The sequence below is a fragment of the Streptomyces sp. NPDC096012 genome, assembly GCF_040426375.1.
GTDB lineage: Bacteria > Actinomycetota > Actinomycetes > Streptomycetales > Streptomycetaceae > Streptomyces.
The window spans coordinates 1-15,451 of the sequence record NZ_JBEOTD010000048.1 but is presented as its reverse complement, the minus strand read 5'-3'; the positions used below and the strand labels follow the sequence as shown (position 1 = coordinate 15,451).

Annotated in this window: 7 protein-coding genes, 1 tRNA gene and 2 pseudogenes; 8 read left to right on the top strand and 2 right to left on the bottom strand. The window is 73.9% G+C overall.

Annotation, left to right across the window (positions count from 1 at the left end; genetic code table 11):
* Positions 1–148 precede the first annotated feature (148 nt).
* From ABVB68_RS32260 to ABVB68_RS37065, 3 genes and pseudogenes are all read left to right on the top strand, one after another.
* Positions 149–222 (top strand) — tRNA-Pro (locus tag ABVB68_RS32260).
* A 564-nt stretch (positions 223–786) separates the two neighbouring features.
* Complete coding sequence (locus ABVB68_RS32255; protein ID WP_353604730.1) at positions 787–1,317, top strand: GNAT family N-acetyltransferase; 531 nt, start codon at positions 787–789, stop codon at positions 1,315–1,317.
* A 320-nt stretch (positions 1,318–1,637) separates the two neighbouring features.
* Positions 1,638–1,769 (top strand): annotated as a pseudogene (locus ABVB68_RS37065) (helix-turn-helix domain-containing protein); the annotation flags it as partial.
* Positions 1,770–1,924: 155 nt separating this feature from the next.
* Here the strand turns inward: ABVB68_RS37065 and ABVB68_RS32245 are convergent.
* A complete protein-coding gene (locus ABVB68_RS32245) occupies positions 1,925–3,226 on the bottom strand; it encodes a mannose-binding protein (RefSeq protein WP_353604729.1) in 1,302 nt (433 codons plus the stop codon).
* A 461-nt stretch (positions 3,227–3,687) separates the two neighbouring features.
* On the opposite strand from ABVB68_RS32245, the gene ABVB68_RS32240 reads away from it, so the two are divergent.
* The 4 genes from ABVB68_RS32240 to ABVB68_RS32225 all read left to right on the top strand — a co-directional run bounded on the left by ABVB68_RS32240 (position 3,688) and on the right by ABVB68_RS32225 (position 10,477).
* Entirely contained in the window at positions 3,688–4,413 is a 726-nt protein-coding gene (locus ABVB68_RS32240) for a type VII secretion system-associated protein (protein WP_353604763.1), read from the top strand.
* Positions 4,410–5,783, top strand: coding sequence for a ricin-type beta-trefoil lectin domain protein (locus ABVB68_RS32235; RefSeq protein ID WP_353604728.1), 1,374 nt, complete (start codon positions 4,410–4,412; stop codon positions 5,781–5,783). Before ABVB68_RS32240 ends, ABVB68_RS32235 begins: the two co-directional genes overlap by 4 nt.
* A gap of 144 nt (positions 5,784–5,927) precedes the next feature.
* Complete coding sequence (locus tag ABVB68_RS32230) at positions 5,928–9,239, top strand: right-handed parallel beta-helix repeat-containing protein (protein ID WP_353604727.1); 3,312 nt, start codon at positions 5,928–5,930, stop codon at positions 9,237–9,239.
* Complete coding sequence (locus ABVB68_RS32225; RefSeq protein WP_353604726.1) at positions 9,236–10,477, top strand: S8 family serine peptidase; 1,242 nt, start codon at positions 9,236–9,238, stop codon at positions 10,475–10,477. The genes ABVB68_RS32230 and ABVB68_RS32225 overlap by 4 nt, the downstream gene beginning before the upstream one ends.
* 95 nt (positions 10,478–10,572) lie before the next feature.
* Here ABVB68_RS32225 and eccCa read toward each other — a convergent pair whose 3' ends face one another.
* On the bottom strand, positions 10,573–14,568 hold the full coding sequence (eccCa, locus tag ABVB68_RS32220; RefSeq protein WP_353604725.1) for a type VII secretion protein EccCa: 3,996 nt from the start codon (positions 14,566–14,568) through the stop codon (positions 10,573–10,575).
* A gap of 453 nt (positions 14,569–15,021) precedes the next feature.
* On the opposite strand from eccCa, the pseudogene ABVB68_RS32215 reads away from it, so the two are divergent.
* Positions 15,022–15,357, top strand: a pseudogene (locus tag ABVB68_RS32215) (EsaB/YukD family protein); the annotation flags it as partial.
* Positions 15,358–15,451 lie beyond the last annotated feature (94 nt).

Here is a 15,451-nt window from a genome sequence, read left to right as displayed (position 1 = left end):
CGGCCCGGCCCGGCCCTGCCGCGGCCCCGCCCCTGCCCCAGCCCAGCCGTGCCCCATCCCGTCCCCACCCGGCCCTTTTCGGCGCACCGGCGGACGTGGGGTAAAGTTCTGTCCGCGCGATCACACGGGTCACCGTGAGTGAGTGCATCGGGACGTGGCGCAGCTTGGTAGCGCACTTGACTGGGGGTCAAGGGGTCGCAGGTTCAAATCCTGTCGTCCCGACTCGATGGAGTCGCAGGTCAGGGGCGGTTTCGGAGGAATCCGAAACCGCCCCTCGATCATTTTCGGCCGTGTGGGGACCGGTGCTCCCTGACCCGTGTCGGCGGCCGAGGACAGTCGGGCCGGCCGGCATACGCGGGGCGCTCGGCACGGCGAGGTGTGCGGAGGGCGCCGCGTCGGCGGCCGTCATCTCACGCCCGGTGGGCGGAGCGCGTGACGGCGCGGGTGCTCGCAGCCGAGCCGGGTGACACCTCGTCCCCGTGGTCGCGGCGCGCAGGACCGCAGTGCGGATGCGTCCCCCGCGTGGCACGGACGCGCGCCGGGGACGGGGCCGGCGGAGACGGTGCGCTGTGCCACGGGCGGACGGTCTCCTCGACGACGGGAACCTTCCGGGCGCGCTGCTCCTTACGGCTCGGTCCGCGATTGAAGGTGGGTGCAGCTCCGTCTCTGGGGGAGCTGATCTGGGGTGTTGCGACGACCGTTGACCAGCCCGGGGTGTTGTGATGGGCGGTGCTCGGTCGGGATATTCGCTGGTCGCCGCTTGTTGATGGTGGTCATACTCTCGCGATGGATCCAGTGACTCTCGAGACCGACCGTCTGCTGCTGCGGGCCTTCACACCTGCCGACGTGGATGCGGTGTACGAAGCCTGCCAGGACGAAGACATCCAGTTCTACACCCCGGTGCCGGTGCCGTACCGGCGTGCCGACGCGGAGAAGCTCGTCGGCGAGAAGCTGCCCGCCCACTGGGCGGAGGACAAGGACTACACCCTCGGCGCGTTCCGCAAGGACACCGGCGCCCTGGTCGGCTCGTACTGCCTGACCCTCATCAGCCGCGGCGTCTGGGAGCTCGGTTACTGGGCGGTCAAGGAGCAGCGCGGACGCGGGTACTCGGTTGAGGCCGCTCGTGCCCTGTGCGACTGGGGCTGGGCCACCCTCGACGTCCACCGCATCGAGTGGTGGGCCATGGCCGGGAACACCGGCTCGCGTGCCGTCGCCGAGAAACTCGGCTTCACCGTCGAAGGGACACTGCGCAATCGCAGCATCGCCAACGACGGCAAGCCGCACGACTGGTGGGTGGGCGGACTGCTGAGGCCCTGATGCTCGGACCGATGCTTCGCCGGCTGCGTTTGCTCTTCTGGGAAGTTCCCAGCTCGGACAGTTCCCGCAGAAGAGCCACACCCATTGATCATCGGCGGGCAGCCGTGACGTGGCCGTGGCCGCACGGGTTCTTCGAGTGTGACCAAGAAGTGGGCCCGTGCGGCCTTGACCCATCCTGCCTTCTGCGGCGTCTCGCGTGCACATCTCGGTGATTTGATCGCAAAGTTGGCCGATCTGTGGCTCGCCCGGCGCGAGTCGGAGCTTCGTGACGGCGCGGTGCCGAGCGGCAGCGGGAGGCCGGTGCCGGCCCGAAGCACGACCTGCTCTTCACCGACCGCCTGCTCGTCACCCTGGTCCACCTACGCACCGGGCTCCCGCACGCCGCGCTCGCCGAGCTGTACGGCATCGCCCGCTCCACGATCTCCCGCGCCATCGGGGAGATCCGCCCGTTGCCGGCCATGCGTGGCTTCGCAATCCCCGACCACTCCGGCGCGCGACTTCGGACCCTGGCGGACGTGTTCGCCTACGCCGAGGCCGCGGGGATCCGGTTGCGGATCGAACGTCGGTGCGTCCTCCGGTGTTCCGGCGGGCGGTCCGGGCCCGGTGGTCAGGTCGTCCAGATGGTCTGGCCGTTGGCGACGACGGCGACCTTGGCGTCCGTGCGCAGGACCAGTTGGGCGCCGTCGTGGCCGTTCGTCTGGGAGGCCCAGATCGGGTGGTTGTCGGCGTTGTAGACGACCAGGTTGCCGTCGGTCTGGAAGACCGCCCGGTGGTTCTGGCCGAAGGTCATGGTGGCCCAGAGGGCGTGGCCGTTCTCGTTGTAGACCACGAGGTTGCCGTCCGTCTGCATGACCATGCGGATGCGGTTGGTGGTCCAGGCCTGGTTGACCTCCAGGACGCTGGTCGCCTGGACGGTCTCCGTGCTCCACTGCGGCTTCGGGGGCGCCTTGGGCTTCGGTTTCGGCTTCGGCCCGGGCTTCTTCTTCTCGGCGGTGGGGCTCGGTGACGGCTTCGGCGCGGGCGCGACGGGAGGCGCGACGGCCGGCTTCGGGGCCGCGGCCTTCTTCGGCGTCTCCTTGGCCGGCGACGGGCTCGGCTTCTCCGTCACGTAGTCGTCCAGGGCGGCGGGCCCGGACTGCGGGTTCAGGACGGTGTCCGAGTCGTCCGCGGCCAGACCGACGGGCCGCCGGGGGCCGTCGTCGTTCCCGCTGCCGGTCAGCAGCACCGGTATCGCGACCAGGGCGGCGCCCAGCAGGGCCGCGCCGGCCAGCATCGCCTTGTGCGGGCGTGCCCGGTCGACTCCGGTGTCCGCCCTGACCACCGGCGGCGTCAACTCCGCGGCTGCGGCCGCCGCCACCGCGTCCGGGCGCTTCCTGGCGGTCGCGGAGGCGGTGGCGGGCGCGGTCGGGGGCGTCTTGGCGGTCGTGGTGGCGGGAGCGGTGGGGGGCGCCTTGACGGTCGCGGAGGCGGAAGCGGTGGCGGGCGCGGGCGCGCTCGGGGCGGAGGCGTCACCGCCCCCGGCGGGGGGTGTCGCCGGTTCGGCGGTGGCGGTGGCGGTGGGCGAGTCCTTCTCGGCGAGGGTGCCCGAGTTCTGCTCGGCGAGGGTGGCCGCGTTCTTCTCGGCGGGGGTGCCCGCGTCCTTGTCGGTGGGGTCGGTGGGGTCGGTGGCGCTCTCGGCCTCCGGAGCGGTCGCGGCCTTCCCGGCGGGCGTGGCGGCGCTGTTCGCGGCCGGCACGGTGGAGGCGGCCCCGGCCCCGGGCACCGGGGTGTTCTCCTCCGGCGCTGAGGAGGACGGCCGGGGTCGGGTGTTCTCCTCCGGCGTGGAGGAGGACGGCGAGAGCACGGCCTCGCCGGGGCGGGTGGCGGCCGTCTCCGCGTTCGCTCCGGGGGCGGGATGCTGGGGGGACATGCGGTACTCCTCCTCGGTGGCGGAGTTCTCGGTGCTGGGCAGGGGTCCGTGGAACGGCCGGTCCGGGCGAACCGTGCGGCGCCCGCCGGGAATCGGGCGAGTGCCGCGCCGAAGCGAACCGTCCGGACCGGTCCCGTACGGCGCCGGCCCGGACGTCCGGCCGTACGGCGCTGTCCTTCGACGGAGCCGGAGGCACACCCAACTTAGCCCGTCGAAGCAGCCGGGTCCGCTTCCCTCCCATCGGCGCCCCGTCACTTTGTCCCACCGCGCCTCACTGCTCCCGGAAAATTCTCCAACCGGGCACACAACGGTCATGTGTTGACCCCCAACGGGCCTGGTCGGACCCCCCACGCACGGGACGCGTGTGGCATCCTGAGGTCTCAGCGATCTGACCGGCGCCGATGTGCGCGAATGGCGTACGGCGACCAGCAGTTCGTACCGACCCAAGAGTTCAGGTGGAGATGCGGCCCGGAGAAAGCCGGCAGGGCGGCCAGGACGCCCGGTCCGAGGCGGCCCCCTCTGTTCCGGCGACGGCTGCGGCAACCGAAGTCTCCGAGCCCACCGGCACCCCCGGGATACCCGAGGCCGTGCGGGACGCCGCCCGTCACGCGCCGGGGCACTGGATCGGCATCGTCGACCCGGAGTGGACCGGGCAGGGACCTCCGCCCGAGTGGGCCGTGCCGGGGGAGTGGCAGTCCGACGAGAGCGGGGGCGTGGGCGACTACCGCGCCAACCCGGCGTACCGTCCCTCGGCCCGCGTGCTCGGCTGGCCGGAGCCCACCGACCCGGTCGACGCCGCCGCCCAGCGGGCCGCCACCGGCTACGGCTCGGCGGACGCGGCCCTGGCCGCCCTCGCGGAGGCCGAGGTCACGGTGGTGCGGGGACCCGACGGCACACCGCTCACGGCCGCGGGACGGGAAGGGGCGCCGGTGGTGCTGGTGTTCACCGCACCGGCGCACGCCTTCCTGTCCGACGCACTGCACCACGACACCCTCACGGCACGGCAACTGGCGCGCTCGCTGAGCGGTTCGGGCAGCATGCTCATGGTCAACGCCGGTGCCGTGGCCCCGCTGCTCGTCCCGTCGGACGCCCTTCTCGCGGTCCCGGGCACCGCGGACGCCGGCACCGAGGACCACACCGACAGCTCTCCTGAGCCCTGGCCCCACACCACAGGGAGGAACCCGTGACGCGTCCCGCCCAGCGTCCCCCCGCCACTCCGCAGGTGGAGTCCGGCTCCGACGGGGAGGCGGCGGCCACCACCGCCCCCACCACCGTGGCCGCCACCGTCGGCGAGCCGAAGCCGAAGCCCCGGGCGTCGGCCGAGGGGAAGCCCGCAGCCGAGCCCCGGTCCGCCGGTACCGGCGATCCGGGCACCACGCGGAGACCCGAGGCGGCCCCGGCAGCCGAACCGGACGGCAAGCCGCCGGTCACCGCGCAGGGCACACCCGAGACCGGTACCGAGGGCATACCCGGCGCCGGCACCGAGGGCACACCCGACGCCGGTACCGAGGGCATACCTGACGCCGGTACCGAGGGCACACCTGATGCCGCCGGTGAGGCCGCCGCGCCCGCGTCCGCGGCCGTCACCGAGGCCGACCCCGGTGCCGCGGCGATGGCCAAGAGCCGGCTGCCCGCGCTCGTGCGGACCATGACCGCCACCGCGATCGACCGGCCGCAGACGCGGACCGGGCCGGTGGGGCGTCCGGGCAAGGCCGCGCTGGCGGGCGCCGCGCTCGGCGGCGCACTGCTCGTGTCGGTGCCGTTCCTGCTGATCGGCGGGAAGGGCGGCCACGACCGCGCCCTGCCGGCGGCCGCGGAGACCGTGCTCGGCGGAAACGCCGGTGAGGCGCCGGGCGACTACGCCGTGACGCAGCCGGACGCCAGTCCTTCGGGCGAACGCGCCCAGCGGGCCGGGGAGTCGGCCAAGTCCGGCCACGACGACGCCCATGCGCCCGCCCCGGCGCGGCAGTCCGGCCCGGGCGCCCCCGGGAAGCACGCCGACACCAAGGACGCACCGGGGCGCGGCGGCGCCGGGGCCACCGGGAAGTCCTCCGGTACCGCCGAGAAGGCCGGCACCGCCAAGAAGTCCGGGACCGCCGGGAAGCCCGGGACCGCCCAGAAGTCCGGCAGCACCAAGAAGACGTCCGGGAACGCCGGTCCCGGGCTCATCCTCAACTTCCCCGTCTCCCTGCACAGTCACCTCTCGGGCCGCTGCATCGACGTACCGGCCAGCGACTTCGGCGACGGCAGGAAGCTGTGGATGTGGGACTGCAACAACAGCAACGCGCAGAAGTTCCAGTTCGCCTCCGACGGCACCGTCCGCATCCAGGGCAAGTGCCTCGACGTGGCCAACGCGGACTACAACAACGGCACACCCATCCAGATCGCCTGGTGCAACGGCAACGACGCGCAGAAGTTCGCGCTGAACCCGGCCCACGACCTCGTCAACACCGTCGTCGGCAAGTGTGTCGACATCCGGGACAGCAACCCGGGCAACGGGGCCTGGCTGCAACTGTGGGACTGCGCCGGCACCGACAACCAGAAGTGGAGCGTCTGACCGGCGCTCCGGCCGGGACCGCCGACTCCCGGCGCCCGCCCGACCCCCGGGACGAGGCATGATGGCACCCGTCGGTTCACCGACACGCGCCCCCGGCGAAGGGGGCGCCCGCTCAAGACGCCGCCGTAGCGAGGAGGTTGGTGCGTGTCGCGCCAGGTACTGACGGTCGGTCCCGGGGACCGGGACCGTTACCGGACGATCGGTGAGGCACTCGCGGCGGCCCGTACCGGCGCCCTCATCAGCGTCCGGCCCGGGACGTACGCGGAGAAGCTGGTCGTCCACACCAGGGTCACCCTCACCGCCGCCGACGGGCGGGGCACGGTCGAGATCCGGCCGCGCACCGGCAGCGTGCTGTCGCTGCGCGCCGACGCCGTGATGCTCTCCGAACTGACCCTGCGCGGCGGCGATCCCGAGCTGCCCGCCGTCGACGTACGGCGCGGACAGGCCGCCCTCGACGGCTGCGAGATCGTCGGCGCCGCCTGGACGGCGCTGCTCGCCGGCGGCACCGGGTCGCTCGCGCTGCGCGAGTGCCGGGTGAGCAACCCGCAGGGCGCGGGCATCGTGGTCACCTCGACCACGCTCACCACCGTGGAGTCCTGCACCCTGGAACACCTGGGCACCAGCGGCCTGGTCCTCGCCGAGCAGGGCGAGGCCCGGGTGCGCGGGTGCACGATCCGGGATGCCCGGGGCAACGGTCTGCTCGCCAACGGCGAGGCGCGCGGCAGCCTGGAGGACTGCGACATCTCCTCCACCGACAAGCCGTCCCTCGCTCTGGAGCAGAACTGCGCCCTCACCGTGGTCCGCACGGTGGTGCACGACACCAGCACCGGTGTGCACCTGAGCAGCGCCGGCCGGACGACCTTGGAGGACGTCCGCGTCACCGGCGCCTCCGGCAACGGCATCACGCTCGCCCAGGGCACCGACCCGGTGCTGCGCCGCTGCCGGATCTCGCGCACCCGCGGCCACGGCCTGCTCGTCACCGACCGGGCGCGCGGCACCTTCGAGGACTGCTGGGTGGACGGCGCCCAGGGTGCGGCACTGCGCGTCGCCGGGGCCGCGTCCCCGGCCCTGACCGGCCTGACGGTCCGCGACTGCGAGCAGACCGGCCTGCTGCTGGAGGAGGACTCGGCCGCGGAGCTCGACCGCCTGGAGGTCATCGGCTGCGCGCCCGCGGTCGCGGTGCGCGGCGGTGCCAACCCGCTGCTGCGCCGGGCCCGGCTCGTGGAGCCCGCCGGGGACGGCATATCGGCCGCCAAGCACGCCCGTGGCCGCGCCGAGGACTGCGAGATCGTCCGCCCCGGCGGCGCGGGCGTGCACGTCGCCTCGGGCAGCACCCTCTACCTGGCCGGCGGCGGGGTCGCCGGTGCGGGCACCAGCGGCCTGGTCGTGGAGGACGGTGGCAACGTCACCGTCCGGGACTTCCGCGTCGAGACGTCCGGCGAGGACGGCGTCGTGGTCGCCGGGGGCGGTGAACTGACCGCCAACCGCACCACCGTGCACGCGCCCAAGGGGCACGGCTTCCTGCTCCGCGAGGGCGCCCTCGCCTCGCTCAGCGGCTGTGACGTCAGCGGCGGCGCCCAGGACGGCTTCCGGGTGGAGTCCACCGCGCCGGTGTCGCTCGTCAACTGCGTCGCCCGGGAGAACGAGGGCGGCGGCCTGGTGCAGACGGCGCCCGGCGAACGCCTCGCCGTGGAGGGCCTGAGAAGCACCGGCAACGGCAAGCGGGACGCCTGGGGCACGGGCAGCGCCGAGAACACCGACCCGGCCGGCTCCGGTGCCGCGGACGGGCCCGCGCCCGACCGTGCCGACGGCCCGCTGGGCGCCCTCAACGCGCTGATCGGCCTGGAGAACGTCAAGCAGCAGGTCCGTACCCTGGTCAACCTGACCCAGCTCGCCCAGCGCCGCGAGCAACTCGGCATGCCCGCACCGCCGATGAGCCGGCACCTGATCTTCGCCGGGCCGCCCGGCACCGGCAAGACCACCGTGGCCCGTCTCTACGGGGCGATCCTCGCCGAACTCGGCTCGCTGCACAGCGGTCACCTGGTCGAGGTCTCCCGCGCCGACCTGGTCGCGCAGGTCGTCGGCGGCACCGCCATCAAGACCACCGAGACCTTCCGGCGGGCGCTCGGCGGAGTCCTGTTCATCGACGAGGCCTACACGCTCACCGCCGACAGCGGCAGCGGCGGCGCCGACTTCGGGCGCGAGGCGGTGGACACCCTGCTGAAGCTGATGGAGGACCACCGCGACGAGGTCGTGGTCGTCGCCGCCGGGTACTCCCGTGAGATGGAGTCCTTCCTCGGCTCCAACCCGGGCCTCGCCTCCCGCTTCTCGCGGACCGTCGAGTTCGAGAACTACACGGTGCCCGAACTGGTCGCGATCATGGAGAACATGTGCGCCCAGCACCAGTACGAGCTGGCCGAGGGGACCGCGGAGGCGCTGGCCGCGCACTTCGGGGCGATGCCGCGCGACGCCGGGTTCGGCAACGGCCGTGCCGCGCGCGGGGTGTTCGAGGAGATGGTGGACCGGCAGGCGGTCCGGCTCGCGGAGCAGTCACAGGTCAGCGAGCACGACCTGCGGCTGCTGCTCCCCGAGGACGTCTCCGTCGCCGCGGCGGCGCAGTCGGCCCGGAGCGCGGCCCCGGCCGACGACCCGCTGACCCGCCTCGGCGACATGATCGGCCTGGCCGAGGTCAAGCGGGACGTCGCCGACCTGGTCAACCTCATCACCACGGCACGCCACCGGGCCGCCGCCGGACTGCCGGTGCCCAACCTCAGCCACCACCTGGTCTTCACCGGGCCGCCCGGCACCGGCAAGACCACCGTGGCCCGGCTCTACGGCGAGATCCTCACCCAGCTGGGCATCCTGGACCGGGGCCAGCTGGTCGAGGCCGCGCGCGCCGACCTCGTCGGCCGTTACATCGGCCACACCGCCCAGCTCACCCGCGAGGTCTTCGAACGGGCCCGCGGCGGTGTGCTGTTCATCGACGAGGCCTACACCCTCACCCCGCGCGGGCAGGGCGCCGACTTCGGCCAGGAGGCGGTGGACACCCTGCTGAAGCTGATGGAGGACCACCGCGACGAGGTCGTGGTCATCGTCGCCGGGTACACCGACGAGATGGAGCGCTTCCTGGCCTCCAACCCGGGGCTGTCCTCGCGCTTCCCGCGCCGGATCGCCTTCGCCGACTACTCCTCCGAGGAACTCGTCACCATCGTGCGCTCCCAGGCCGCGGCCATGGGGTACGAGTGCGGGCCCGGCACCGGCCCGCTGCTCATGGAGTACTTCGACGCGCTGCCCCGGGACCGGTCCTTCGGCAACGCCCGGCTGGCCCGTCAGGTGGTCGAGTCGATGGTCACCAGGCAGGCCGGGCGGCTCAGTTCGCTGGCCGCGCCCACCCTGGACGACCTGCGCATCCTCCTTCCCGAGGACGTCGCCGCCGCGAAGGCGGCCCCCCGATGAGGCCGCCCGCCCGACTGCTGGCGGGTGCGGGCTGCGCCGCCGTCCTGCTGCTGACCGCCGCCCCGGCCCCGGCCGCCGAGGCCGCCGTACCGGCGCACCCGGGGGCCGTGCCGGCCGCCGACGGGAAGAAGGGCCAGGAGTTGCCGGGCATGCCCTCCGCGCTCGACCCGCGGGACGAGCAGGCGGCCTGCACACCCCCCTCCGGGGCGACCGCGAAGAAGCAGGACTGGTCGCGCCAGCGCCTCGACCTCGACCGGGTGCACGGCCACGGCACCGGCGCGGGCATGACCGTCGCGCTCATCGACACCGGTGTGGCGCCAGGCGCCGCCGGACTCGACGGCCGGGTCACCGCCACCGGGGACGCCGCCCAGGACTGCGTCGGGCACGGCACCTTCCTGGCCGGCCTGATCGCCGGGGACGGCGGGCACAGCCCCCGCATGGCCGGGGTCGCCCCGCGCGCGAAGATCCTCGCCCTGCGCGGCACCGACCGGCGCGGTGCGCCCGACGCGGGCCTGGTCACCGCGGCGGTGCGCGCGGCGACCGACGCGGGCGCCGACGTGATCGCGGTCGGCGTGGCGCTGCCGCGCCGGGACGCCCGGCTGACGGCGGCGGTCGCCGAGGCCCGCCGCGCGGGCGCGGTGGTCGTCGCCGCGGCGACTCCCGACCCGCCCCGGCTCGGCGCCGGCGACGTCCCGACGCGCACCTACTGGCCGGCCGGCGAGCCCGGCGTCCTCTCGGTCGCCGACATGCTCCCCACGGGCGCCCGCCCGGACTCCGGCCTGCCCACCCGGGGCATCGACCTGGCCGCGCCCGGCGCCGGGGTGGTCTCCGGCGGTCCGCGCGGTGACGGCCACTACCTCGGCGGCGGCGCCTCGGTGGCCGCCGCCTACGCCGCCGGTACCGCGGCCGTCGTGCGCGCCGCCCACCCCGACGACACGCCCGACGCCGTCATCCGCCGGCTGACCGCCACCGCCTACCCCGCCGACATCCCCCAGCTGGATCCCTACGCCGCCGTCACCACGGTGCTGCCCGGCCCGGACACCTCCGCCGAACGCGCGGCGGACCCCGTGACCGTTCGCGACACCTCGGCGGCCGACCACGCCACCGGCCGCGCCACCCTGTTCGTCCTCCTCGGGTCCGCCGGCGTCCTGGCCGTCCTGTGGACCGGCTACGCCCTGTCCCGGGCCCGCGGACGCGGCTGGCGCCCGCCGCCGGTACCGGCGGTCCCGGAGGACTGACCGGCACCGGCCGCGTCCGGTTCCGTACGACGAGCGGACGGCGGGCCACCTCCGGGTGGCCCGCCGTCCGCTCGTGGTCCTGTCGCCCCCTCCGGTCAGGAATCCTGCGGCAGCCCCTCCTCCACCAGGGCCGTCTGCATGAGGCGGGCGCGGCGGCGGGCGATGTGCAGGGCTCGGCCGGGCGGGAGGTTGAGGGGCTTGGCGTTGCCGAAGAGGCGGCCTTCCGAGGGCGGGCAGGAGAGCAGCACCGCCGGGTTGTTGGCCTCGTCGAGGCGGCGGATGAGCGCGTCCCCGAGGCCGCGGCCGGCGCCCATGGCGCTGCGCGCGACGACCAGGTGCAGACCCATCTCGAAGCCGAGCGTCAGATGCTCGAACAGCGCCTCGAAGGGGCTCTGGAAGGAGTTCCCGGAGACCATGTCGTAGTCGTCGACCAGGATGAACAGGCGCGGGCCGGTCCACCAGTCGCACCGGCGCATCCGGGCGGGCGCGATGTCCGCGCCGGGGACCCGGGTCTTCATCGCCCGCGCCGCGCCGTCGATCGTGTCCTTGAGGTTGTCCAGCGAGATCACGTGCCCGATGCGGTACTCCTCGGGGACGGCGTCCACCAGGGTGCGGCGGTAGTCCACCACGATGATCTTCGCCTCGTTCGGGGCGTAGCGGTCGGTGATGCCCTTGGTGATCCGGCGCAGCAGGTTCGTCTTGCCGCTCTCGGTGTCACCGACCACGATCAGGTGCGGGGTGCGGCTGAAGTCGTGCCAGACCGGCTCCAGCGCGTCCTGGTCGATGCCGAGCGGCAGCCGCATGCCACCGCCCTCGGTGGACTCGGGCGCCGGGAGTTCGGCCAGCGGCAGACGGTGCGGCAGCATCCGGATCTGCGGGGCGGGCGCGCCCGGCCAGTGCCGGGACACCTCGGAGACCAGGTGGGCGACGCCGTCGCCGAGGTCCTCCAGGGAGCCGCTGCCGTCGAGGCGGGGCAGTGCGGCCAGGAAGTGCATCTTGCTGTCCGCGGTGATGCCCCGGCCGCCGCTGCGCGGCACCGCGCGGGCCTTGCGGGTGTCCACCTCGGAGTCCATCGGGTCGCCCATCCGCAGTTCGAGGCGGGTCGCGGCCTGGTCGCGGACCTGGGCGGACAGCTCCACCCAGCGGGTGGTGGTGATGAGCAGGTGGATGCCGTAGTTCAGGCCCCGCGCCGCGAGTTCGTTGAACTTCGGGATCAGGTCGTCGTAGTCCTGGCGGACCGTGGACCAGCCGTCGACCACCATGAACACGTCGCCGAACCGCTCGTCCGGGAACTCCCCGGCGGCCCGGCGGCGCCGGTAGGACTGCATGGAGTCGAGGGTGTGGTCCACGAAGAACTGCTCCCGGTGGGCGAGCAGCGTCATCACCTCGGCGACGGCCCGGTGCACCCGCTCGGGGTTGAGCCGGGGCGCGACACCGCCGACGTGCGGGAGCGCGGCGAGCTGGGACAGACCGCCGCCGCCGAAGTCCAGGCAGAAGAACTGGACCTCGGCCGGGGTGTGGGTGAGGGCGAGCGCCGCGATCAGGGTGCGGGCGAGGGTGGACTTGCCGCTCTGCGAGCCACCCGCGACGGCGACATGGCCGCCCGCCCCGGAGAGGTCCACGACCAGCGGGTCGCGGCGCTGCTCGAACGGCTTGTCCACCAGCCCCACCGGCACCCGCAGCCGCCCGGTGCCGGACCAGCCGGCGGCGGTGAGACCGCGCTCGGGGTCGGGCGCGATACCGGGCAGCAGGGCGTCGAGCGGCGAGGGCTCGTCCAGCGGCGGCAGCCACACCTCGTGCGCGGCGGGACCGGAGTCGCGCAGCCGGTCGAGGGCCACGTCGAGCAGGGTCTGCTCGTCACCGGTCTCCTCGGCCACCGGCTCCGGCTCCGGCGCCTCCAGCGTGCGCGGCACCACCCAGCCGCTGGTCCACTGCACCACCTGGCTGGCCACCCGCGCCTGCACCACCGCTCCGGTACGGCGCCGGTAGGTGCCGGAGGAGTAGGCGGCGCGGAACCGGGTCAGGGACTCCACCCCGGACTTCAGGTAGCCGCTGCCGGGCTGGGCGGGCAGCTCGTAGGCGTCCGGCACACCGAGCACACCGCGGCTCTCCATCGCGGAGAACGTGCGCAGGCCCACCCGGTACGACAGATGGCTCTCCAACTGGTGCATACGGCCCTCGTCCAGACGCTGCGAGGCGAGCAGCAGATGCACGCCCAGCGAACGGCCGAGGCGGCCGATCATCACGAACAGGTCCATGAACTCGCGGTGCGCGGACAGCAGTTCGCTGAACTCGTCGACCACCACGAACAGGCTGGGCAGCGGGGCGAGGCCGGCCCCCGCGGCACGCGCCCGCTCGTACTCCAGCGCCGACGTGTAGTTGCCGGCCGCGCGCAACAGCTCCTGCCGGCGGATCAGTTCGCCGTGCAGCGCGTCCTGCATGCGCTCCACCAGGGCCACCTCGTCGGCCAGGTTGGTGATGACGGCCGAGGTGTGCGGGAGTTCCTCGAGGCCGAGGAAGGTGGCGCCGCCCTTGAAGTCGACCAGGACGAAGTTCAGCGTCTCCGAGGAGTTGGTCAGGGCCAGACCGAGCACCAGGGTGCGCAGCAGCTCGCTCTTGCCGGATCCGGTGGCACCGATCAGCATGCCGTGCGGGCCCATGCCGCCCTGCGCCGACTCCTTGATGTCCAGCTCCACCGGGCGGCCGTCCACGCCGACCGCGATCGGCACCCGCAGCCGCCCGGCGCCGGTGTGCCGCTCGAACAGGGTCTTGGGGTCGTGCCGGTGCAGGTCGGGGATGCCGAGCAGGGTGGTCAGCTCGACGTCGGCGTCCAGCGGCTGCGCGATGTCGGTGCCCAGGCTCATCCGGCGCGGCGCGAGCAGCCGGGCCAGCGACTCCGCGCCGAGCAGGCCGAGCCGGTCGGGCCGGCCGAGCGGCACGGAACGCTCCTTGCGGCTGCGGTCGGTGCGCACCAGGCTCACCCGGCCGGGCCCCACGGTCAGCCGCAGCGTGTTGCGGCCCGGGCGCCAGCGCAGCGCCCCGGACACGTCCAGCACCAGGGCGTTGCGGTAGCCGTGCCCCTCCCAGCGGTGCCCCTCGGGGACGGTCACCCCGTCCAGGACGACGACCGTGTACGGCTCGTCACGGGCCGGGCGGGCGTCCGGGTCGAAGCCGGGACGCTCGGCGAACTCGGGGCCGAGCAGGTCGTCCAGCTCGGTGAGGTCGGCGGTGATCCGGCGCACCTTGCCCGCGCCGTCCTCCTCGTAGGGGTGCAGCACGTGCGGCAGCCACTTGGCCCACTCCCAGTCGGGCCGCCGCTCGTCACTGACGCACAGCGCGAGCCACAGCTCCTCGGGCGCGTGGAACACCGCGAGCTGACCGAGTACGGCCCGCACCAGGGCCCGTACGGCCGCGTCGCCCTCGGCCGTGCCGGCCGGCACCGTGGCCGCCTCGTCCGGTTCCCCCGGCGAGGGCTCCTCCGGGCGCATCAGGATCCGGGCCGAGGACCGCAGGTACAGGCCGAGCGGCTGGTCCGGGATGGTGGAGTAGGCGCGGACGAAACGGCGCAGGGCGTGCGCGCACAGCGGTTCCAGGTCCTCCACCGGGCGGGTGGAGACCGGGGTCAGGGTGAGGGCGAGCTGCTGCTCGCCGACCGCGATGCGGACCTCGCCGAAGTCCTCGTCGGCCGGGCGGCGTTCCCACAGCCGCGAGGTGCGGGCCAGGGAGCGCAGCGCGGCGGGCTCCGGGTGCCGCCAGGCCAGGGCCCGCTGCTGCTCGGTGATGGTGGTGCGGACCCGCTTGCGGATCTGCGCCAGGTAGCGGAGGTAGTCGCGGCGCTCGCCCTTCAGGCGCTGCTTGCGCTCGCTGGAGCGGCGCATCAGCTGTCCCAGCAGCATCGCAGCGGCGGAGAGCGCCATCACGCCCATCGCCAGGTAGATGAAGATGCCGTTCCCGCCGCCGGTGCGCAGGAACATCAGCATCATCGACACCGACATCAGGGCCATCGGCAGATAGGTCCACACCGCCGAGGTGTCCGGCACCGTCTCGGACAGGACGGGGGGCTCCTGGAGGGTCAGTTGTCCGTCGGGCATCTCCGGGCCGCGCCTGCGCGCCGGCCGGCGAAACAGCACCACACTCAAGGAACGAAACCTCCGGTTTCACTGGCATTCCGGCCCGCGCCGAAAAGCGGCGTACCCGTCGCCGGGAAAGAGCGCGTCACGCCGATTCTCCGGGAACCGTCCGACGCGGTGGACACCGGGTGAACATTTCGAGCGGACCGCTCGGAACGGCCAACTCGCTTGACGGGCAAACTCCGTACCGGCCGACGAAACCGGACCGGAGCACGGCCGACGGACGTAGGCAGTAGTCTGCATTCACGGAACACGACCTGTCCACGCGGGAGGGGCGGCACGGGCGCCCGGACACAATTCCTCCGCCCGGCCCTCTCGTTCCCGGCCGCGCGGGCCTTCCGTATTCTTCGCACGTCCCCTCTCGCGAGGGGAGACCTCCCGCCAACGCCCCCACGGAAGACGAGAGTCCAGCTGATGACCGACAGCGCGGTGGCCGAACTGTGCCGCCTGACCGTACGCGCGCCGAGCGTCTCCGTCGATCTGGCCGTGCCCGCCGACGTGCCCGTCGCCGACCTCCTGCCGACGCTGCTGCGTTACGTCGGCGAGGAGGCCGAGGAGGCCGGACTCGACCACGCCGGCTGGGTGCTCCAGCGCCTCGGTGACGCCCCCCTCGACGAGGAGACCACCCTCGCCCGGGCCGGACTCGCCGACGGCTCCGTGCTCTACCTGCGCCCGCACACCGAGGCCCTGCCCGAGGCTCGCCTCGACGACCTGGTGGACGGCATCGCGGACACCGCGGGCCGGCGGCTGGTTTCTGCGCGCTGATCGAATGCGCGTGGGTGCGGCTCGTCTTGGCTGGTTGCGCTTCGTCAGGTCTCTGTGTGTCGGCCGAATGCGCGTGCGT

Bases quoted from the DNA above. Each gene is read 5' to 3' on its own strand.
- ABVB68_RS32255 (WP_353604730.1), top strand. From the start codon at position 787: ATGGATCCAGTGACTCTCGAGACCGACCGTCTGCTGCTGCGGGCCTTC.
- ABVB68_RS32245 (WP_353604729.1), bottom strand. From the start codon at position 3,226: ATGTCCCCCCAGCATCCCGCCCCCGGAGCGAACGCGGAGACGGCCGCC.
- ABVB68_RS32240 (WP_353604763.1), top strand. From the start codon at position 3,688: ATGCGGCCCGGAGAAAGCCGGCAGGGCGGCCAGGACGCCCGGTCCGAG.
- ABVB68_RS32225 (WP_353604726.1), top strand. From the start codon at position 9,236: ATGAGGCCGCCCGCCCGACTGCTGGCGGGTGCGGGCTGCGCCGCCGTC.
- eccCa (WP_353604725.1), bottom strand. From the start codon at position 14,568: ATGCCCGACGGACAACTGACCCTCCAGGAGCCCCCCGTCCTGTCCGAG.